The organism is Brevundimonas sp. (genome assembly GCF_024711105.1).
GTDB lineage: Bacteria > Pseudomonadota > Alphaproteobacteria > Caulobacterales > Caulobacteraceae > Brevundimonas.
The window spans coordinates 42,885-61,451 of the sequence record NZ_JANJTL010000060.1 but is presented as its reverse complement, the minus strand read 5'-3'; the positions used below and the strand labels follow the sequence as shown (position 1 = coordinate 61,451).

17 protein-coding genes and 1 pseudogene are annotated in these 18,567 nt (G+C 70.3%); 16 read left to right on the top strand and 2 right to left on the bottom strand.

Annotation, left to right across the window (positions count from 1 at the left end):
• The 8 genes and pseudogenes from Q0M60_RS05055 to Q0M60_RS05020 form a co-directional block, all read left to right on the top strand.
• Nucleotides 1–1,035, top strand: a pseudogene (locus tag Q0M60_RS05055) (cytochrome ubiquinol oxidase subunit I); the annotation flags it as partial.
• Nucleotides 1,032–1,349, top strand: a complete 318-nt coding sequence (locus Q0M60_RS05050; protein WP_296816755.1) for a hypothetical protein — start codon at nucleotides 1,032–1,034, stop codon at nucleotides 1,347–1,349. The pseudogene Q0M60_RS05055 and the gene Q0M60_RS05050, both read left to right, overlap by 4 nt.
• 156 nt (nucleotides 1,350–1,505) lie before the next feature.
• Complete coding sequence (locus Q0M60_RS05045) at nucleotides 1,506–3,779, top strand: TonB-dependent receptor (protein WP_296816753.1); 2,274 nt, start codon at nucleotides 1,506–1,508, stop codon at nucleotides 3,777–3,779.
• 3 nt (nucleotides 3,780–3,782) lie between these two features.
• Nucleotides 3,783–5,108, top strand: coding sequence for an MFS transporter (locus tag Q0M60_RS05040; RefSeq protein ID WP_296816750.1), 1,326 nt, complete (start codon nucleotides 3,783–3,785; stop codon nucleotides 5,106–5,108).
• Nucleotides 5,108–6,745, top strand: a complete 1,638-nt coding sequence (locus tag Q0M60_RS05035) for a carboxylesterase family protein (protein WP_296816747.1) — start codon at nucleotides 5,108–5,110, stop codon at nucleotides 6,743–6,745. The genes Q0M60_RS05040 and Q0M60_RS05035 overlap by 1 nt, the downstream gene beginning before the upstream one ends.
• Entirely contained in the window at nucleotides 6,742–8,310 is a 1,569-nt protein-coding gene (locus tag Q0M60_RS05030) for an AMP-binding protein (protein WP_296816743.1), read from the top strand. The genes Q0M60_RS05035 and Q0M60_RS05030 overlap by 4 nt, the downstream gene beginning before the upstream one ends.
• 97 nt (nucleotides 8,311–8,407) lie before the next feature.
• The gene (locus tag Q0M60_RS05025; protein ID WP_296816760.1) at nucleotides 8,408–9,040 is read left to right on the top strand and encodes a TetR/AcrR family transcriptional regulator; all 633 of its coding nucleotides are present in this window, start codon (nucleotides 8,408–8,410) and stop codon (nucleotides 9,038–9,040) included.
• A gap of 28 nt (nucleotides 9,041–9,068) precedes the next feature.
• Entirely contained in the window at nucleotides 9,069–9,932 is an 864-nt protein-coding gene (locus tag Q0M60_RS05020; RefSeq protein ID WP_296816740.1) for an SDR family NAD(P)-dependent oxidoreductase, read from the top strand.
• A gap of 122 nt (nucleotides 9,933–10,054) precedes the next feature.
• Here the strand turns inward: Q0M60_RS05020 and hisN are convergent, their stop codons facing one another.
• The gene (gene hisN, locus Q0M60_RS05015) at nucleotides 10,055–10,837 is read right to left on the bottom strand and encodes a histidinol-phosphatase (protein WP_296816737.1); all 783 of its coding nucleotides are present in this window, start codon (nucleotides 10,835–10,837) and stop codon (nucleotides 10,055–10,057) included.
• 93 nt (nucleotides 10,838–10,930) lie between these two features.
• Here hisN and Q0M60_RS05010 point away from each other — a divergent pair, with 93 nt between their 5' ends.
• From Q0M60_RS05010 to hisIE, 8 genes are read left to right on the top strand one after another with little or no spacing between them, the layout of a single operon-like run.
• Entirely contained in the window at nucleotides 10,931–11,230 is a 300-nt protein-coding gene (locus tag Q0M60_RS05010; protein ID WP_296816734.1) for a YerC/YecD family TrpR-related protein, read from the top strand.
• Nucleotides 11,227–12,117 (top strand): ATP phosphoribosyltransferase, encoded by an 891-nt coding sequence (gene hisG / locus Q0M60_RS05005; protein ID WP_296816731.1) that lies wholly within the window; start codon nucleotides 11,227–11,229, stop codon nucleotides 12,115–12,117. The genes Q0M60_RS05010 and hisG overlap by 4 nt, the downstream gene beginning before the upstream one ends.
• Nucleotides 12,118–12,123: 6 nt before the next feature.
• Complete coding sequence (gene hisD, locus Q0M60_RS05000) at nucleotides 12,124–13,425, top strand: histidinol dehydrogenase (protein ID WP_296816729.1); 1,302 nt, start codon at nucleotides 12,124–12,126, stop codon at nucleotides 13,423–13,425.
• The gene (gene hisC, locus Q0M60_RS04995) at nucleotides 13,422–15,068 is read left to right on the top strand and encodes a histidinol-phosphate transaminase (protein WP_296816726.1); all 1,647 of its coding nucleotides are present in this window, start codon (nucleotides 13,422–13,424) and stop codon (nucleotides 15,066–15,068) included. Before hisD ends, hisC begins: the two co-directional genes overlap by 4 nt.
• Nucleotides 15,065–15,661 (top strand): imidazole glycerol phosphate synthase subunit HisH, encoded by a 597-nt coding sequence (hisH, locus tag Q0M60_RS04990; RefSeq protein ID WP_296816723.1) that lies wholly within the window; start codon nucleotides 15,065–15,067, stop codon nucleotides 15,659–15,661. The genes hisC and hisH overlap by 4 nt, the downstream gene beginning before the upstream one ends.
• Nucleotides 15,655–16,383, top strand: coding sequence for a 1-(5-phosphoribosyl)-5-[(5-phosphoribosylamino)methylideneamino]imidazole-4-carboxamide isomerase (gene hisA / locus Q0M60_RS04985; RefSeq protein ID WP_296816720.1), 729 nt, complete (start codon nucleotides 15,655–15,657; stop codon nucleotides 16,381–16,383). Before hisH ends, hisA begins: the two co-directional genes overlap by 7 nt.
• Entirely contained in the window at nucleotides 16,373–17,140 is a 768-nt protein-coding gene (gene hisF / locus Q0M60_RS04980; RefSeq protein ID WP_296816718.1) for an imidazole glycerol phosphate synthase subunit HisF, read from the top strand. Before hisA ends, hisF begins: the two co-directional genes overlap by 11 nt.
• Entirely contained in the window at nucleotides 17,116–17,769 is a 654-nt protein-coding gene (hisIE, locus tag Q0M60_RS04975; protein WP_296816715.1) for a bifunctional phosphoribosyl-AMP cyclohydrolase/phosphoribosyl-ATP diphosphatase HisIE, read from the top strand. The genes hisF and hisIE overlap by 25 nt, the downstream gene beginning before the upstream one ends.
• A 68-nt stretch (nucleotides 17,770–17,837) precedes the next feature.
• Here hisIE and Q0M60_RS04970 read toward each other — a convergent pair whose 3' ends face one another.
• The gene (locus Q0M60_RS04970) at nucleotides 17,838–18,491 is read right to left on the bottom strand and encodes an OmpW family outer membrane protein (RefSeq protein ID WP_296816712.1); all 654 of its coding nucleotides are present in this window, start codon (nucleotides 18,489–18,491) and stop codon (nucleotides 17,838–17,840) included.
• Nucleotides 18,492–18,567: the final 76 nt, after the last annotated feature.

The window sequence follows — 18,567 nt, the reverse complement described above, 5'->3', positions numbered from 1 at the left end:
ATCGTCGACCTGATCCGGAACTTCCGCTTCACCGTCGATGACGATGCCGGCAACGTCTATGGCGGCGGCACACTGGAGTGGCTGCCCACAGGCCTCTATTCGACCCGCAGTATCCCGGTTGTCCGCAGCCGCTATCCGCTGTGGGATCAGCCGGAACTGGCGCGCGAGGTCGAGGCGGGCCGCCACATGCTGCCCGACACGGCGACGGGCCGGCGGGAGACCATCGTGACCAGTCCCGTCCGCGCCGAGCCCCAGTACGTCCAGACCATGCCCGGCCCGTCGCCCTGGCCGCTGGCCGGAGCGATCTTCACGGCCGGCTTCTTCCTGCTGCTCACCGTCCAGCTCTACTGGCCCGCCGTCACCTCCGGCGTGATCGCGGTCGCGTGCGTCCTCCGCTGGCTCTGGGACACGGACTGGCGGCCGGAGGTGGAGACCGCCGACCTCGGCGCGGGCGTCCGCGTGCCGACCTATGTCACCGGCCCGATGAGCCACGGCTGGTGGGCGATGTCGGTCCTGCTGATCGTCATCGGCATGATCTTCCTGATGGCAGTGTTCAGCTACGTCTTCCTGTGGAGCCGGGGACCGGAGCTCTGGATCGATCCGCCGTCCGCAATGCGGCTGGCCGGCGTCCTTGGCCTGAACGCCGTGGCCGGGGCGGGCGCCGTGGCGGCATGCCGGATCATCCGTCGCCAGGGGCGCTGGCGCGCCTGGGCGGCGGCGTCGATGACCGCTGTGGCAAGCCTGGCGCTGGCGACGGCGGCGGCCCTCTCCTTCTGGGCCTGGCGGGAAGCCGGTCTCTTACCGCAGGCGACGTCCCAGGGCGCCATGGTCCATGCCCTGCTATCGTTGCAGGTTTTTCTGGCGGCTATCGGCGTCATCATGGGCGGATATGCGGTGGTCCGCGCCGCGCAGGGCCACCTCTCGGATCGCCGGCCGGCGACGCTGGACACCATCGGGCTTTTCCTCGGATACGCGGCCTTGCAGGGCCTCGCCGCCACGGCGCTCGTCCATGCGTTTCCGGGCCCGGCGGCATGACCCGCTGGACGTTCCTGCTGGGAGGGCTGGTCATCTGGGCGGCCCACTTCTCGGGCGCCTACGCCATCGCCAGCATCGCCGACGTGCAGGGAACGCCCGACCACCCGGCAGCCCTTGTGTCGGTCGGGGCGATCACCCTTGTCGCCTTGGCTCTGAACGGCGCGATCCTGCTGTGGGCGGCCCGGTGTCCCCGCTTCCTTGAGCACGACGACCCCGAACTCGCCCGCCTGTGGCGCGGGGTCGGCGGCCTCGGCGCCCTGACGTCGGCCTTGTTCGTCATCTGGCAGGGCCTGCCGGCGGTGCTTGCCGTCTAGCGGTTCGACTCTCCTCACTGCGGCACGGTCCCCCCCGGACGTCGAACGCAGATATTCACGCGCGTGAGAGGGAATATTGACAGATGCGCAAAGGCGTGTCCCCCTACTCTCGTCGAGCGCCTCCAATGACGAGGGGCGTCGGGGAGGAAATTCGAGATGAGGGCGACACTCTTCGCTTCAGCGTGCGCGGCTGCCGTCGCGGTGTTTCTGCCGGCCCAGGCCATGGCCGCGATCCAGGCGCAGCCGGAGCAACCGGATAATCAGGAGGACTCAACCACCGTCGGAGAGGTCATCGTGACCGCGACCCGGCGCGAGGAGCGCCTCCAGGACGTCCCTCTGGCGGTCACCACCTATTCCCAGGAAGAGCTGAACGAGCGGGGCATCGTCGGCTACGAAGGCCTGGCCATCGAGACGCCGGGGGTGGTGCTCAACCGTCCGACGGCCAACTTCAACAACTTCACCGCCCGCGGCATCGCCACGAACGGCTACGGCGCGAACCTCCAGAGCACCGTCGCGGTCTACATCGACGAACTGCCGATTTCGGCCAACGGCAACTCCACCATCCTCGATCCCAGCCTTTACGACGTGGAGCGCATCGAGTTCCTGCGCGGGCCGCAGGGCACCCTGTTCGGCTCCGGCTCTCTGGCCGGCGCCCTGCGCATACTCACCCACGATCCGGATCCGACGGGGTTCGGCGCCTCGGTGCTCGTCGACTTCGGACTGACCGAGGAAGGTTCGCTTCGGCAGCGCTACAACGGCATGGTCAATGTGCCGCTGATCGAGAACGAGCTGGCGCTGCGCCTCGTCGGTTTCGTGCGCAACGAGGACGGATGGGTCGATAACGTCGGCACGGGCGTCGAGAACTCGAACCGCCTGGTCCAGTACGGCGGGCGCGCCATCCTGCAGTGGGAGCCGACCGAGCGTTTCACCACGCGCCTGATGTACTCGCACGAGATCAGCAATCCGCGGGATTCGTCGCTCACCAATCCGCTGCGCGGCATCGACGTGCGCAGCTCGGACCGCCCTGATCGCTTCACGAGCGACATGGAGAACTTCAACGCCACCTTCGAATATCAGTTCGACGGCGCGCGACTGACCAGCTCGACGACCTACGGCACCTACAACCAGCGCTTCTATGTCGACCTGGCCGGCACCTTCGGCGGCGCCATCGCCTTCGCGCTCGACGCCGACGCCTACGACGACAACTTCGTCCACGAGAGCCGGATCGTCTCCGACGCGGGCGGGCGCATCGACTGGTCAGCGGGCGTCTTCTACTTCCGCCGGCGCCGCGACGTAGACTACGGCTACCGCTCGAACCCGGCCTTCCTGGCCGCGCGCGGGATCACCGGCCTGCCGGACGAGTACTACCAGCGGTTCGGCGTCCACATCATCTCGAACGAACTGGCCGGCTTCGGCGAGATCACCTACCGCTTCACGCCGGATCTGTGGATCACCGGCGGGCTGCGCTACGGCACGACCGACGCCCAAGGCTTCACCGAAGCCTGGGGCTACAGCAGCGACTATCTGATCCGGGCTCTGTTCGGCATCCCCGGGCCGGTGACAGTGACGGGGATCACGCCGGCGACCGGCGTGGTGGCGGAAGAGACCGGGCCCTCGTACCGGCTCAGCCTGTCGTGGCGGCCGGTCCCGTCGATCACGACCTATGCGGCGGTGGCGACGGGCTTCAGGCCTCCGATCGTGAACGCGCGGGCCGGCGCCGTCAGCACGCTCGATCCGACCGACATCGTGATCCCTTACGGTGCGTCCTCGGACAACCTCCTGAACTACGAGGTCGGCATCAAGGGCAACTGGTTCGACCGCAGGCTCTTCGCCAACATCGCCCTCTATTACATCGACTGGAACGACATCCAGGTTCAGGCCAACCGCGTGTCGGACTCGGTCCAGTTCGCGACCAACATCGGCGAAGCGACCAGCAAGGGCATCGAGTTCGAGATGATCGCCTACCCATTCACGGGCTGGACGGTGGCGCTGAACGGATCGTTCAACCAGGCGGAAGTGACGGCGCTCACGCCCCAGGAGGCCGGGTTCTCGGGCGCGGTGCTGGGGGCTCGCCTCGCCGGACCGGAGTTCCAGGGGTCGCTGAGGATCACATATGACTGGGAGCTGCAGCCGGGCGTTGACGCAAACGCCTCCGTGGCGATCGCCCACGTCGACGACTTCCCGAACGCCTTCCCGAACACGCCAGGCCGGCCCACGGTGCCGCTCGCGACCTACGACAATACGGACGAGTACACCTTCGTGAACGCGAACCTCGCGGTCGCCTTCGACCAAGTGACAGTGGGCGCCTATATCGAGAACGTCTTCAATGACCGCTCGGTGACCTATGTGCACCCCGAAGCCTTCCTCGACGCCCGCTACGCCCGCGTGCGTCCGCGCACGGTGGGCGTCCGCATCGGATACGAGTTCTAGGGCATGAGCGTAGCCTCCTCCCCAATCCCGGGCGCGCCGCCGGCGCGTCCGGGGGCGCGGGCCTGGTTCGTCCTGGCCGTGCTGTGCTTCGTCTATGTACTCAACTTCTTGGACCGGCAGCTGCTGTCGATCCTGGCCAAGCCGATCCAGGACGACCTGGGCGTGACCGACGGTCAGTTGGGCATGATCAGCGGTCTCTACTTCGCGCTCTTCTACTGCATCCTGGCGATCCCGGTGGGCTGGCTGGCCGACCGGACCAACCGCACCAAGGTGCTGGCCTTCTCCTGCGCCCTTTGGAGTGCGGCGACCGCGGCCTGCGGGCTCTCGACCAACTATCCGCAGCTCGCGGTTTCGCGCATGGCGGTGGGCGTCGGTGAGGCTGGCGGCGTGCCGCCGTCCTACGCGATTATCTCGGACTACTTCCCGTCCGGCACGCGGGGCACGGCGCTCAGCCTGTTCAATCTCGGACCGCCGATAGGCCAGGCGCTCGGCGTCGCGTTCGGGGCGACCGTGGCCGCGGCCTTCTCCTGGCGCGACGCCTTCATCTGGATCGGCGTGATCGGGGTGGTGACCGCGATCGTGGTCTGGCTGTTCGTCAAGGAGCCCAAGAAGGGCGGTCTCGACCAGCCGCTCCAGGCCCAGCCCCCCGCTGACGCCGCGCCGGCGCCCAGAGCCGGGTTCTGGGACACCTGCCGGATGTACTTCGCCAATCCGGTGCTGCGCGGCATGGCGCTGGCCTGCGGCGCCACCCAGTTCGTGACCTACGCCCTGCTCAACTTCGCGACCCTGTTCCTGATGCGCGAAAAGGGCATGACGCTCCAGGAGGTCGCCCTGTGGTACGCCCTGGTCGTCGGCTTCGGCATCGGCGCGGGCATGTTCATCTCCGGCCGGCTGATCGACCACCTCGCGAAGAAGTCAAAGACCTTCTACGCCTGGCTGCCCGCCGTCGGCCTGGCGCTGGCGGCGCCCCTGTTCGCGGCGTTCGTCTGGGCTCCGACCTGGCAGATGGCTCTGGCCTTCCTGACCCTGCCGATGGCGCTGAACTACTTCTACCTGTCGCCGGCGGTGACCCTGGTGCAGGAGGAGGTCCGACCGGATCAGCGCGTGATGTCCGGCGCCCTGCTGCTGCTGGTCATGAACCTGATCGGCCTCGGTCTGGGGCCGACCTACCTCGGCGCGGCCAGCGACTTCTTCCGGGCCCAGTTCCCGGACAACTCACTGCAGATGGCCTTCTACACCCTGATCCCCTTCTACGGTCTGGCCATCGTCATGTTCATCGGACTGGCGCGGAAAATTCGGCACCTGCATCCGGCGAAGGGGGCTTCGTGATGCGGGGCCTGGTTGCAGCGGCGGCGCTGGCCCTGGCGGCCTGCGCCCATGGCGCCCCGGCGGTTTCACAGCCGGTGGTCGAGGCGCCCGCCGGAACCTTGAGGGGCGTCTCCCAGGGTGATGTGAATGCGTTCCGGGGCATCCCCTACGCCCAGCCACCGGTCGGCTGGCGACGCTGGCGGCCCCCGGCTGAGCTGCCGCGCTGGTCAGGAGTTCGCGACGCCGCCGACTTCGGCCCGGCGTGCCACCAGCCGACGGCGCGCGGGACCAGCATCTATGCGGGCGAGGCCCCCGAGATGAGCGAGGACTGTCTGTCGCTCAACATCTGGGCGCCCGACGACGCCGAGGGACTGCCGGTCTTTGTCTGGATCCACGGCGGCGCGCTTACGACCGGCGCGAGCTCGGAAGCCATGTACGACGGGGCGGCCCTGGCCCGCGAAGGCCTTGTCGTCGTCTCGATCAACTATCGCCTCGGCGTGCTGGGCTATCTCGCTCACCCGGAGCTGAGCAGCGAGTCCAGCCGCAACATCTCGGGCAACTACGGCCTGCAGGACCAGATCGCCGCGCTGCGGTGGGTCGAGCGTAACATCGCGGCTTTCGGCGGCGACCCGGGTCAGGTGACCATCGCCGGGGAGTCGGCGGGCGCGCTCAGCGTCATGTACCTGATGGCCTCGCCGGAGGCGCGGGGCCTGTTCGACAGGGCGATCGCACAGAGCGCCTACATGATCTCGACGCCGGAGCTGCGCTCTCGCCGCTACGGCGACTTCGCAGCCGAGGAGGTTGGGCTGTGGCTGCAGGTCCAACTCGGCCGCCAGAACCTGGCCGAAATGCGCGGCATGGACGCCCAGGAACTGACCGTGGCAGCCGTCCAGGCGGGCTACGCCCCCTGGGGCACAATCGACGGGCATTACCTGCCCGAGCAGCTGGTCACGATCTTCGATCGCGGCGAGCAGGCGCCCGTGCCGCTTCTGGCCGGTTTCAATCAGGGCGAGATCCGCTCGCTGCGGATGCTGCTGCCGCCCTCGCCGCCCGCCGAGGCGGCGGCCTATGAGCAGGCCATCCGGGATCGTTACGGCGATCTGGCCGACGCCTTCCTGGCGCTCTATCCGTCGGCTGACATCCCCGAGAGCCTGCTGGCCACCCAGCGCGACGGCCTCTACGGCTGGACCGCGGAGCGTCTCGCGCGCCGCCAGACCGCGCTCGGCCAGCCGGCATACCTGTACCTCTTCGATCATGGCTATCCGGCCACGGACGAGGCGGGCCTTCACGCCTTCCACGCCGCCGAAATCCCCTACGTCTTCGGCACGCACGGACGCACCGCCCCGCGTTGGCCGACCGCGCCGGATACGCCCGAGGAACGGGCCTTCACCGAGGCCATGCAGGACTACTGGGCCAGCTTCGCCCGGGGCGAGACGCCGTCCGCCGAGGGCCAGCCCGCCTGGCCAGCCTATGGGGAGACCCGCGCCTACATGGCGTTCGAGCAGACGCCCACGCCACGAGAGCGGCTGATGCCGGGCATGTTCGATCTGCAGGAGTCCCTGGTGTGCCGTCGCCGCCACGCCGGCGGCACGCCCTGGAACTGGAACTTCGGCGTCATCTCGCCGCCGTTGCCGCCCGCGTCCCCGGCGTGCCCATGACCGACGGGGAGATGCAGGCCTATCCCCTGACCCTCGACAAGTTCCTCGATCATGCCGCCAAGTGGAGCGGGGAGGCCGAGGTCGTTACGGGCAGGGCGGACGCGGAGCCCCTCCGCATCGGCTACGCCGCGCTACGCGAGCGGAGCCGCAAGGTCTCGGCCGTCCTCACCGGGCTCGGCGTCGGCAAGGGCGACCGTGTCGCCACGCTGGCGTGGAACTCCCAGGCCCACCTTGAGGCCTGGTACGGGATCGTCGGAATCGGCGCGGTCTGCCACACGCTGAACCCCCGGCTGACCGAGGCGCAGCTGGCGTCCATGGTCGGCCAGTCCCAGGCGCGGCTTCTGATCGCCAGCAGCGACCTGGCGCCGCTCGCGCGCCGGATCGCCGCCCGCACGCCGACGCTCGACCGGGTGCTGGTCATCGACAACGAGGTGGCCGGAGAGCCCGACGACCTCGAGACGATGCTGGACGCCGCCTCCAATCCGGTGGCCTGGGGCGGTTTCGACGAGACGACACCCGCCGGCCTCTGCTTCACCTCGGGCACGACCGGGGCTCCCAAGGGCGTCACCTACACCCACCGGTCCAGCTATCTGCACACCTTGCGGCTGCTCCAGGCGGATGTGCTCGGGCTGAGGTCTACGGACACGGTGCTTGCGGCGGTCCCGATGTTCCACGCCAACGCCTGGGGCCTGCCGTTCGCAGCGCCCGCGGCCGGGGCGCGGCTGGTGCTGCCCGGGCGGCGCCTGGATGGAGCGCATCTGGCGTCCCTGATCAACGGCGAGCGTGTGACTCTGGCCGTCGGGGTGGCCACCGTCTGGCTCGGCTTGGTCGAACATCTCGAGGCCACTGGCGAAACGACGCCCACCCTGCGGCGCGTGACCGTCGGCGGCGCACCGTTGGCGCCCGCGCTGATGGAGCGCATCGAAAAGGGGCTGGGCGTCACCGTCCAGACCAGCTGGGGCATGACCGAGCTGTCTCCCGTCGGCTCCTTCGCGCCGCCGGACGATCCGGACCGTGCGCCTCACATCTCGGGTCGCCCGGCGGTCGGGATCGACCTGCTGCTCACCGACGCCGAGGGCCGCCCTCTCCCCGACCAGCGGGGCGCGGAGGGTCACCTGCGGGTCCGGGGCGATGCGGTGGTGAAGCGCTATTTCGGTGAGACCGCCCCGGCGACCGACGCCGACGGCTGGTTCCCGACCGGCGACCTCGCCCGCATCGACGCGCGCGGCGCCCTGATCATCACCGGCCGGGCCAAGGATCTGATCAAATCCGGGGGTGAGTGGATCAACCCCGCCGAGATCGAGGCCGTCGTCAGCGAGCACCCCGAGGTTTCCTTGGCCGCCGTGATCGGCCGGCCCGATCCCAAATGGGGCGAGCGGCCCATCCTGGTCGTTCAGACCCGCGAGACCGGCTCGGTGACGGACGACGCCCTGCTTGCCCCATTGCGCGACCGGGTCGCGCCGTGGTGGATTCCCGATGAGGTCATCCGGCTGGAGCGCATGCCCCTGGCTTCGACCGGCAAGATCGACAAGATGCGCCTGAGAGTTGACTATGGCGGCTGTTAAATCGTCCTCGGCGACTTCCGACACGCTCGAGCAGGAGCGTGGCGAGGAACCGCGTCGGCCGCCCCGGCGGCGGACCAAGGTCGAACAGCGCGCCGACATGATGGAGCAGATCCTCGACGCGGCCGAGCGGCTGTTCTCCAAGCACGGGCTGAACGGGGTGACGCTCAAGGACGTGGCCGCCCAGGTGGGCGTCCACCACACGCTGCTGAACTACTATTTCACGGACAAGAAAAAGCTCTTCGACGAGGTCTTCGCCCGTCGCGCGGTGGTGACCAGCACCCTGCGGATGGAGGCGCTGGAAGCCTACGACGCGGCCTGCGGCGGCCGCCCGACCGTCGAGGGCGCGCTGCGCGCCTTCCTCGACACCGACCTGGACCTCTACATCCAGGGCGGAGAGCCCTGGAAGAATTACGGCGCGCTAGGCGCCCAGGTCGCCAACACGCCCGAGTGGGGCGCCGAACTGATGGACCAGCACTTCGATCCGGTGGTGCTCAAGCTCATCGGCCTGCTCAAGCGCGCCCTGCCGGACTGCGCCGAGGAGGACATCTTCTGGGGCTATCACTTCGTCACCGGCGCCTTGATGCTGACGCTGGCCCGCACCGGCCGGATCGACAAGCTGTCGGGCGGGTTGTGCGACTCCGACGACTTCGTCGCGGTCAAGGACCGCATGGCCTCCTTCATGGCGGGTGGCTTCCTGTCCATCTGCAAGCCGAAGGCCGGCAAGGCCTAGCCCTACTCAATCTCAAACGGAGACAGGCATGACCCTGGAAGGTCGCGTCGCGATCGTGACGGGCGCAGGCGGCGGGCTCGGCCGCCAGCACGCGCTGTATCTCGCCCGCAAGGGCGCCCGTGTGATCGTCAACGATCTGGATCAGGCGACCGCCGACCGGGTCGCGGCCGAGATCGTCTCGGCCGGAGGCGCGGCGAGCGGCTGCGCCGGCTCGGTCACAGACGTCGACGCGGTCCAGGCCATGGTCGGCCGCGCGCTTTCGGACTGCGGCCGGGTCGACGTCCTGATCAACAATGCAGGGATCCTGCGCGACAAGACCTTCGCCAAGATGAGCCTCGAGGACTTCCGCCTCGTCGTCGACATCCACCTGATGGGCGCGGCCATCTGTTCCAAGGCGGTTTGGGAGCCCATGCGCGAGCAGAAGTTCGGCCGCATCGTCATGACGACGTCCTCGTCCGGCCTTTACGGCAACTTCGGCCAGTCGAACTACGGCGCGGCCAAGATGGCGCTGGTCGGGCTGATGCAGACGCTGGCTCTGGAAGGCGAAAAGTACAACGTCCGGGTCAACTGCCTTGCGCCGACGGCGGCCACGGGCATGACCGAGGGCGTGCTGACGCCCGAGCAGCTGTCTCGCCTGGACCCGGCCCTGGTCAGCCCCGCGCTGCTGCCCCTCGTCTCGGACGACGCGCCTACCCGGGCAATCGTCTGCGCCGGCGCCGGACACTTCGCTCGCGCCTACGTCACCCTCACCGAGGGCGTCTTCATCGGTGGCGGCCCCGACGCCGGCGAGCAACTCATCGCCCGCTGGGACGACGCCTCGGACCCCGCCGGCTCGATCGTGCCCGCCTACGGCTTCACCCAGGCCGAACGAGAGGTCGCGAGCGCCGCCTGAAAGAGAAAAGGGCTGGCCGGGCCATAACGCCCCCCGGTTCACCGCCAGCTGTTGGCGACACCTGCCGGCGCCGCCCTGATTGGCCCCCGGCGCCGTCGGCGCGACCGTCCGCGTAGCCGACGTCAGGAGCGGAGCAAGGGCAAGAGACCGGTTCTCAAGCCGCGATCACCCATCGCCAGCACGCGGCCGTCGGCGCTCGAAAGGCTATCCCAGCCGCAGACGAGCCCCCCGGCCCCTTCGATCAGGGGCTTATGGGGGGCCCAGTCCCAGAGCTTGAGGCCGGATTCCAGCACGACGTCGATCTGGCCGGCGGCGACCATGGCGTAGGCGTAGGCGTCGCAGCCGAGGCGGCTCATGCGGGCGCCGGCTCGAACACGGCGCCAGGCCTCGGCCTCCTCGCCCGCGAACAGAGCCGGGTCGGTGGTGGATACGGTGGCGTGGGCCAGCGACGGGCAGGAGCGCGTCTGCAAGGCGCGGTCTGGATGATCGGGGCGAACCAGTCTCGATCCGACCGTCGTGCCGATGAAGACCTCCTGCAGATAGGGCTGGGCGACGACGCCGAGCACCGGCTCGCCCGCGTGCAGGAGGGCGATCAGGGTGGTCCACAGCGGCAGGCCGGAGACATAGGCGCGTGTGCCGTCGATGGGGTCCAGCACCCAGACCCAGTCGGCGTCGGGCCGGTCCTCGCCGTACTCCTCGCCGATCACCCCGTGGTCAGGAAAGCGGGCAGCGATGGCCCGGCGCAGCACGGCCTCCGCGTCGCGGTCGGCAGCCGTGACGGGGTCGAAGGCGCCAGCCGCGCCCTTGTCGACCACGGCCAGCTCCTGGCGGAACCCTGGCAGCGTCACCTCGGCCGCGGCGGTGGCGAGGTCCAGGGCGAAGGGCTCGAAATCTGCGGGCGACATGACCGGGCTGTAGCGACGCGACCGTCCAGGCTCCACGCAAAAATGCTCCTCGCCGCTTGACGTGCGTATCAGCGTAGTAATACAGCGGCACACATGACGGAGCGACCGACACCCGCCGAAGCGCGGCTCTACGCCGCCATCCTGGCGCTGAAGACGCCCGAGGAAGTGCGCGACTTCCTGGCCGACCTGTGCACGCCCGCGGAGGTGCGCGCCTTCATCGAGCGGCTTGAAGTGGCGCGCCTACTGGACGCGGGCGACCTGTCCTATCGGCAGATCGCCGAACGAGCAGGCGCCAGCACGACCACCGTCGTGCGCGTGGCGCGTTTCCTCAAGGAGATGCCCTTCAAGGGCTATCGCCGCGCGCTCGACCGGATGAAGGAGACCGGCCAGTGAGCGGGACCGAAGACCGCCTGCGCATCGCCCTGCAGAAGAGCGGACGCCTGTCCGAGCGCAGCCTCGAACTCATGCGCGAGGCGGGCCTGCGCGTCATGAAGGGCGCCAACGACCTGCTCTACAGGATCGAGAACCACCCGATCGATGTGCTGCGCGTGCGCGACGACGACATCACCACCTTCGTGGCCGACGGCGTCTGCGACCTCGGGATCATCGGCCTGAACGTGCTCGAGGAGCACGCGGCGCGCCGCAACGGCCCGCGGCCGGAGGTGGTCATGCCGCTCGGATTCGGGCGGTGCGCGCTGAAGATCGCCGTGCCGAACGAGGCCGGCTGGCCCGGCCCCGGGGCCCTGGCGGGGCGCCGGATCGCCACCTCCTATCCCGGCGTGCTGCAGGCCTGGCTGCGCGACCAGGCGGTCGAGGCCGAAGTGGTCGAGCTGCATGGCGCCGTCGAGGTGGCGCCTCGCCTGAAGGTGGCGCACGCCATCTGCGACCTCGTCTCCACCGGGGCGACTCTGGAGGCCAACGGCCTGAAGCCGGTCGAGACGGTGCTGGAGAGCGAGGCGGTGCTCGTCCGCGCGCCCGGCGGCGTGCCTCAGCGCCATGCGCATCTCGCCGACATCCTGACGGACCGGCTGAGAGGCGTCGTGGCCTCCCAGGGCACCAAGTACATCATGCTGAACGCCCCCCGCTCGTCGCTGGAGGAGATCACTCGGCTGCTGCCGGGCGCAGGGTCGCCGACCATCACGCCGCTGGCCGGCAAGGAGGACGCCGTCGCGGTGCACGCCGTCTGCCAGGAGAACGTCTTCTGGGAGACGCTCGAGGGACTGAAGGGGGCCGGCGCCTCGGCCATCCTCGTCCTGCCCATCGAAAAGATGATGATGTAACGGCCCATGCGATTGATCGACTGGAACGCGGCCGCAGCGGCGGACCGTGAGAGAGCCCTGCTGCGCCCGACGCAGACCCGCAGCGCGGAGGTCAGCGCCCGGGTCAGCGAGATCCTCGCCGATGTGCGCGAGCGCGGCGGCGAGGCCGTGGACGACTGGTCCAACCGTCTGGACGGGGCCCCTGCCCGCCGTCTCGCGATCACCGACGCGAGGGCGGCCGAGGCGGCCGCCCGCGTCGCGCCGGAGGACCGGGCCGCGCTGAAGCTGGCGGCGGGCGCGATCCGACACTTTCACGAGGCGGACCGGCCAGCGGACGGTCCCGAGATCGAGACCCTGCCCGGGGTGTTCAGCCGTCGCGTCTGGCGTCCGCTGGACCGCGTTGGGCTCTATGTGCCGGGCGGCACCGCGCTCCTGTTCTCCACCCTGCTGATGCTGGCCGTCCCGGCGGAGGTCGCAGGCGTGGCCGAGCGGGTCGTTGTGACGCCGCCGCGCAGGGACGGCTCGGTCGATCCGATGATCATCCTCGCCGCGCGCGAGGCGGGGCTGGAAGCCATCTGGCTGGTCGGCGGCGCCCAGGCCGTCGGGGCCCTGGCCTATGGCGCGGGCCTGCCGCGGGTCGACAAGATCTTCGGCCCTGGCAACGCCTGGGTGGCCGAGGCCAAGCGGCAGGTGAGCTCCGAGCCCGGCGGGCCCGCGATCGACCTGCCGGCCGGGCCGAGCGAACTCCTGGTCATCGCCGACGAAGGCGCCGATCCGGACCTCGTCGCCGCCGACCTGCTCGGCCAGGCTGAGCACGACGTCGACGCCCAGGTCCTGCTGGTCACGCCCAGCCCCGCCCTGGCGCGGCTGGCGGCCGAGGCCGTCGAACGGCGCCTGCAGGGCCTGCCGCGCGCCGACATCGCCCGCCGCTCGCTGGACGCCGCCGCAATCATCCTGTGCCGCGACCCGGCAGAGGCGGTCGCCATCGCCAACGCCTATGGGCCCGAGCACCTGTCGCTGCAGGTGCGCGATCCGGACGCCCTGATCGCCAACGTCCGTCATGCCGGGACCGTCTTCGCCGGCGACGCGGCGGCCGAAACCTTCGGGGACTATCTGGCCGGCCCCAGCCACGTGCTGCCGACCGACGGGGCGGCGCGGGCCTTCTCCGGCGTGACCACCGCCGCCTTCATGAAGAGCTTCGCCGTGCAGCGCGTCTCGCGCGACGGCCTGCCCCACCTCGCCGAGGCGGCGGGACGGCTGGCGCGGCTGGAGGGTCTGGAGGCCCACGCCCAGGCCGCCGATCTGCGGATGGAGCGCCTGAGGCCATGACCACACTCGCCCAACGCCTCGCCCGGCCGGAGATCCGCGACCTGCCGCCGTTCCAGCTCGCAGAGCGGGGCGCGGCGGACGACGTCCAGCTGGACGCCAACGAGAACCCGTTTCCGCCCCTGGTCGACGGCCCGCTGGCGCGCGACCTGAACCGCTATCCGGACCCGCGCCCCGAAAGCCTGCGCGCGCGCATGGCCGCGCTCTACGGCGTGCCGACGGACCGTCTGCTCCTGACGCGCGGCGGGGACGACGCGATCGACATCCTGGTTCGCGCCTTCTGCCGGCCTGGAGAGGATGCGGTCCTGGTCCGCCCCCCGACCTTCGGCGCCTACGCCCACTTCGCCCGGATGAGCGGCGCGCGGGTGATCGAGCGGCCGCTCGGCCAGGACTTTCGCTTCGATGTCGAGTCGACGGTCGCCGTGGCGCGCGAGGACAGCGCGGTCAAGCTGGTCTTCGTCTGCTCGCCCAACAACCCGACGGGGACCCTGACGCCGGCCGCCGACATCCGCGCCCTGGCCGAGGCCATGTCCGACACCCTGGTCCTCGTGGACGAGGCCTATGTCGAGTTCGCGGACGGCGAGAGCGTCGCCCCGCTGGCCGGCGAAATCCCAAACCTGCTCGTGCTGCGCACCCTGTCCAAGGCCTACGGCCTGGCGAGCGCGCGCGTCGGGTGCCTGATCGGCGATCCCGAGGTGCTGGAGATGGCCGGCCGGACCCTGCCGCCCTATCCCCTGCCCGGCCCCTCGATCGCAGCGGCGGAGCTGGCGCTTTCGGCGTCTCGCCGGCCCGTCGTCGAGGCTCGCATCGAGCTGCTGAAGACCGAGCGGCGACGGGTGGCGGAGCGGCTCTCGGCCTCGCCGTGGCTTACGTCCGTGCAGGAGGGCGGCGGCAACTTCCTGCTGCTCGAAACCAACGCGCCCGAGGCGCTCGCGGTCCGACTGCGCGAGCGCGGCGTGCGGGCCCGCTTTCGACCGCAGGTGTCTCCGGGCGCGGTGCGCTTGAGCATCGGGTCCCCGGAGGAGAACGACCTCGCCCTGGCCGCCTTCGGGGTCGAGACGCCCGACCGTCCCGCCCGTCGCGCCGAGCTCAGCCGCGACACCCGCGAGACCCGCATCGCTGTGGCCGTTGACCTCGACGCCCCGGCGCCGCGTCGCGTGCGCACCGGCGTGGGCTTCTACGACCACATGCTCGATCAGATCGCCGCGCACGCGGGCATCTCCCTCATCCTCGCCTGCGAGGGCGACCTCGAGACCGACCCGCACCACACGGTCGAGGACAGCGCGCTGGCGCTCGGCGCGGCCCTGAAAGCCGCGCTGGGGGACCGGAAGGGCATCGGCCGCTACGGATTCGTCACGCCCATGGATGACGCCGAGGCCGCGATCAGCCTCGACCTGTCGGCGCGGCCCTTCTGCCGATTCGAGGGGGAGTTCGCGACCGACCGCCTCGGCGACTATCCCACCGCGCTCACGCCGCACGTGTTCCGCTCGCTGGCCGACAGCCTGGGCGCGGCCATCCACGTCCGCGTCACCGGCGACGACGACCACCACAAGACCGAGGCCTGCTTCAAGGCCTTCGGCCGCGCCCTGCGTCAGGCCGTTCGCATCGAGGGCGGCGAGGTGCCGTCAACCAAGGGCGTGCTGTGAGCCTAGTCGTCGTGGACATCGGCGTCGGCAACACGGCCTCCATGATCTGGGCGCTGGAGCGGCTCGGCGGCCAGCCGCGGCTGTCGAGCGACGCCGCCTGCATCGCCGAGGCGGAACGCTTGGTCTTTCCCGGCGTCGGCGCGGCCGGCTTCGCCGCCGGGCGGATCTTGGCCCTGGGCCTGACGGAGGCGCTGCGTGCGTTCGACCGGCCGCTGCTGGGTGTCTGCCTCGGCATGCAGATGCTCTTCCAAGGCAGCGAGGAAGGGGACGCGCCGGGGCTTGGACGCCTGGCGGGCATGGTGAGGCGCCTCGAGCCCTCGCCCGAACGGCCCTCGCCCCACATGGGCTGGAACCGGCTGTCAAAGCTGACGGACGATCCGCTGCTGGAGGGGATCGAGGATGGGGCCTATGCCTATTTCGTGCACGGCTACGCCGCGCCGGTCACGCCCGAGACGCTCGCCGCCTGCGCCTATGGCGGGGACTTCTCCGCGGTCGTGCGTCAGGGGCGGGCCTGGGGCTGCCAGTTCCACCCGGAGCGGTCCGGCCCCGTCGGGGCGCGCGTCCTGCGCAACTTCCTGGACCTGCCATGCTGATCTACCCGGCCATCGACCTGCGCGCGGGCGAGTGCGTGCGGCTTCTGCACGGCCGCTTCGACGCCGTGACCCGCTATGACGCCGATCCCCTCGCCCGCCTGGCCGCCTTCGAGGCCGCGGGCGCCGAGTGGGTCCACATCGTGGACCTCGACGGGGCCGAGGCCGGGGAGCCCCGCCAACACGAGCTGATCGGCCGCATGGCCGCGGCGACCGGGGTGCGCATCCAGACCGGCGGTGGCGTCCGCAAGGAAGAGGACGTCGCCCGCCTGCTCGACGCCGGCGCCGAGCGCGTGGTGGTCGGGAGTCTGGCGGTGCGGCGGCCCGACACGGTCATCGAATGGCTGGACCGCTTCGGCGCCGATCGTGTGACGCTGGCGCTGGACGTGCGGATGATCGACGGCGGGCCGATGGTCGCCACCGACGGCTGGACCAAGGGCTCGGGCCTGTCGCTGTGGCAGGCGCTGCACCGTCTGTCGGCGGGCCGGCCCCGGCACGTTCTGGTCACCGAGATTTCGCGCGACGGCGCGCTGGAGGGCCCCAACCTCGACCTCGCCGCCGAAATCGTGCGCCGCCAACCGCGCCTCGCCTACCAGGCCTCCGGCGGCGTGGCCTCGCTCGCCGACCTCGCCGCCCTTAAGGCCGCCGGGGCCACCAGCGCGATCGTCGGGCGCGCGCTCTACGAAGGCCGCTTCACACTGGAAGAGGCGCTCGGTGCTGGCTAGGCGGATCATCCCCTGCCTGGACGTGCGCGACGGACGCGTCGTGAAGGGCGTGCGGTTCCGGGACCACGTCGACGTGGGCGACCCCGTGGAGATGGCGCGCGCCTATTCCGCCGACGGGGCGGACGAACTGGTCTTCTACGACATCACCGCCAGCCCTGAGGGCCGCGGCCCCGAGCTCGGCTGGATCGAGGCGGTGGCCCGCGTTATCGACATTCCCTTCTGCGTTGCCGGCGGCATCCGCACGCTTGACCAGGCGCTGGCCTGCCTGTCAGCGGGCGCCGACAAGGTCTCCATCAACTCCCCGGCCCTGGAGCGTCCCGAACTCATCGAGGAGATCTCCCAGGTTGCGGGCTCCCAATGCGTCGTCGTCGGCGTCGACAGCGAGCGCGTGGACAGCCAGTGGCGCGTGCGCCAGTACACGGGGGACCCGTCGCGCCAGAAAGATGCGGGGCGGCTGACGCTCGACTGGATCGCTGAGGCGCAAGCCCGCGGCGCCGGAGAGATCGTCCTCAACTGCATGGACCGCGACGGCGTGCGGCAGGGCTATGACATCGAACAGCTCCAGGCCGCCCGAAGCCGGCTGAGCATCCCGCTGATCGCATCCGGCGGCGCGGGCTCGGCCGATCATTTTCGCGACGTCTTCGATCAGGCCGACGTCTCCGGCGCCCTGGCCGCCAGCGTCTTCCATTCCAGCAAGCTAACCATTCCCGACCTCAAGCAAAGGCTGGCCCGATGGGACATCCCCGTACGCCTCTGACCCTGGCCGATCTCGACCGGCTGGACTGGTCCAAGGGTTCCGACGGTCTGCTGCCCGCCGTCGTGCAGGACGCCGCGACGCTCCAGGTGCTGATGCAGGCGTGGATGAACCGCGACGCGCTCGCGGAGACGCTGGAAAGCGGCGAGGCCACGTTCTGGTCGCGCAGCCGCGAGGCGCGTTGGCGCAAGGGCGAGACCTCCGGCAACCGCCTGCGCGTCGTCCAGGTCCTGACCGACTGCGACGCCGACAGCCTGCTGCTGCGGGTGGAACCGACCGGGCCCGTCTGCCACGAGGGCAGCGTCAGCTGTTTCGGCCTCGGCGACGCGCCGGGCGTCGGCTGGCTGGCCCGGCTGGAACAGACCATCGCCACTCGCGCGGCGGCCGATCCCGAGACGAGCTACACCGCACGGCTACTCGCCGCAGGCCCCATGCGCCTCGGCCAGAAGGTCGGGGAAGAGGGCGTGGAGGTCGCGCTCGCGGGCGCGGCCGGGTCACCGGATCAGCTCCGGGAGGAAGCCGCCGACCTCATCTACCACCTGATCGTGCTGCTCAGGGCGCGCGAGCTCGGGCTGCAGCACATCGTCTCGGAGTTGCGCTCCAGGCAGGCGGCGAGCGACGGCGCACTCTGATCGGTCGGCTCCGCGGACCGAGGTGGGAGAGGGATCCCCGACCCGCGGAGCGCGACCTGCGGCTGGGCCTAGAAGCGGCGGGCCAGGCCGATGGAGACGACCCAGGGGTCGAGGCTGACATCGCTCTGCAGCGCGCCGCCGTTGATCGTGGCGTCGGTGTCGAACCAGACCTTCTTGACGTCGAAGTTCAGGCTCCACGGCCCGGTCAGCTGGACATCGGCGCCCGCCTGAAGCGCGAGGCCGACACCGTTGTCGAGATCGACGGTGAAGCCATTCATGTCGTCGCCGCTGAAGAAGATCATGGCGTTGACCCCGGCCCCGACGTAGGGGCTGACCTGGGCGTTAGGGGTCGGTCGGTACTGAAGGGTCACAACCGGCGGCAGGACCCACGTCTCATGCACCGCGACGTCCGTTCCCGGCCCCTGGGCGCGGATTTCGTGTTGGGTGGCGCCGAGGATCGCCTCCACCGCCCAGTGGTCGGACACGAAATAGGTGAAGCCCAGGGTGGGCATCACCGACTCGCCCACGTCGACGTGCAGGCCGGTCGCTGCGCCGCCGGAAGTCAGAATGGGGTCGTCGGCGGACGAGGAGACGGACGTCACCCGCCCGGTCACGATCAAAGTTCCCTGCCCGATCGGCTCCGGCGCGGTCTGGGCGGCGGCGGTTCCGGCATAGGCCATGGCGCTCCCGGCGAGAGCGAGGGCAAGCAGCGAGTTCTTCATGATCAGGTCCCCGGCGCCGCCGGCTCGATCGGCCGGCTCCGACGCCTGGAGCGGTGATAAGCTTGGCCTTAGCCGC

Excerpts from the sequence above, each read along its gene's own strand:
- Q0M60_RS05050 (WP_296816755.1), top strand. The coding sequence starts at position 1,032 with ATGACCCGCTGGACGTTCCTGCTGGGAGGGCTGGTCATCTGGGCGGCC.
- Q0M60_RS05045 (WP_296816753.1), top strand. The coding sequence starts at position 1,506 with ATGAGGGCGACACTCTTCGCTTCAGCGTGCGCGGCTGCCGTCGCGGTG.
- Q0M60_RS05040 (WP_296816750.1), top strand. The coding sequence starts at position 3,783 with ATGAGCGTAGCCTCCTCCCCAATCCCGGGCGCGCCGCCGGCGCGTCCG.
- Q0M60_RS05035 (WP_296816747.1), top strand. The coding sequence starts at position 5,108 with ATGCGGGGCCTGGTTGCAGCGGCGGCGCTGGCCCTGGCGGCCTGCGCC.
- Q0M60_RS05030 (WP_296816743.1), top strand. The coding sequence starts at position 6,742 with ATGACCGACGGGGAGATGCAGGCCTATCCCCTGACCCTCGACAAGTTC.
- Q0M60_RS05025 (WP_296816760.1), top strand. The coding sequence starts at position 8,408 with ATGATGGAGCAGATCCTCGACGCGGCCGAGCGGCTGTTCTCCAAGCAC.
- Q0M60_RS05020 (WP_296816740.1), top strand. The coding sequence starts at position 9,069 with ATGACCCTGGAAGGTCGCGTCGCGATCGTGACGGGCGCAGGCGGCGGG.
- hisN (WP_296816737.1), bottom strand. The coding sequence starts at position 10,837 with ATGTCGCCCGCAGATTTCGAGCCCTTCGCCCTGGACCTCGCCACCGCC.
- Q0M60_RS05010 (WP_296816734.1), top strand. The coding sequence starts at position 10,931 with ATGACGGAGCGACCGACACCCGCCGAAGCGCGGCTCTACGCCGCCATC.
- hisD (WP_296816729.1), top strand. The coding sequence starts at position 12,124 with ATGCGATTGATCGACTGGAACGCGGCCGCAGCGGCGGACCGTGAGAGA.
- hisC (WP_296816726.1), top strand. The coding sequence starts at position 13,422 with ATGACCACACTCGCCCAACGCCTCGCCCGGCCGGAGATCCGCGACCTG.
- hisA (WP_296816720.1), top strand. The coding sequence starts at position 15,655 with ATGCTGATCTACCCGGCCATCGACCTGCGCGCGGGCGAGTGCGTGCGG.
- hisIE (WP_296816715.1), top strand. The coding sequence starts at position 17,116 with ATGGGACATCCCCGTACGCCTCTGACCCTGGCCGATCTCGACCGGCTG.
- Q0M60_RS04970 (WP_296816712.1), bottom strand. The coding sequence starts at position 18,491 with ATGAAGAACTCGCTGCTTGCCCTCGCTCTCGCCGGGAGCGCCATGGCC.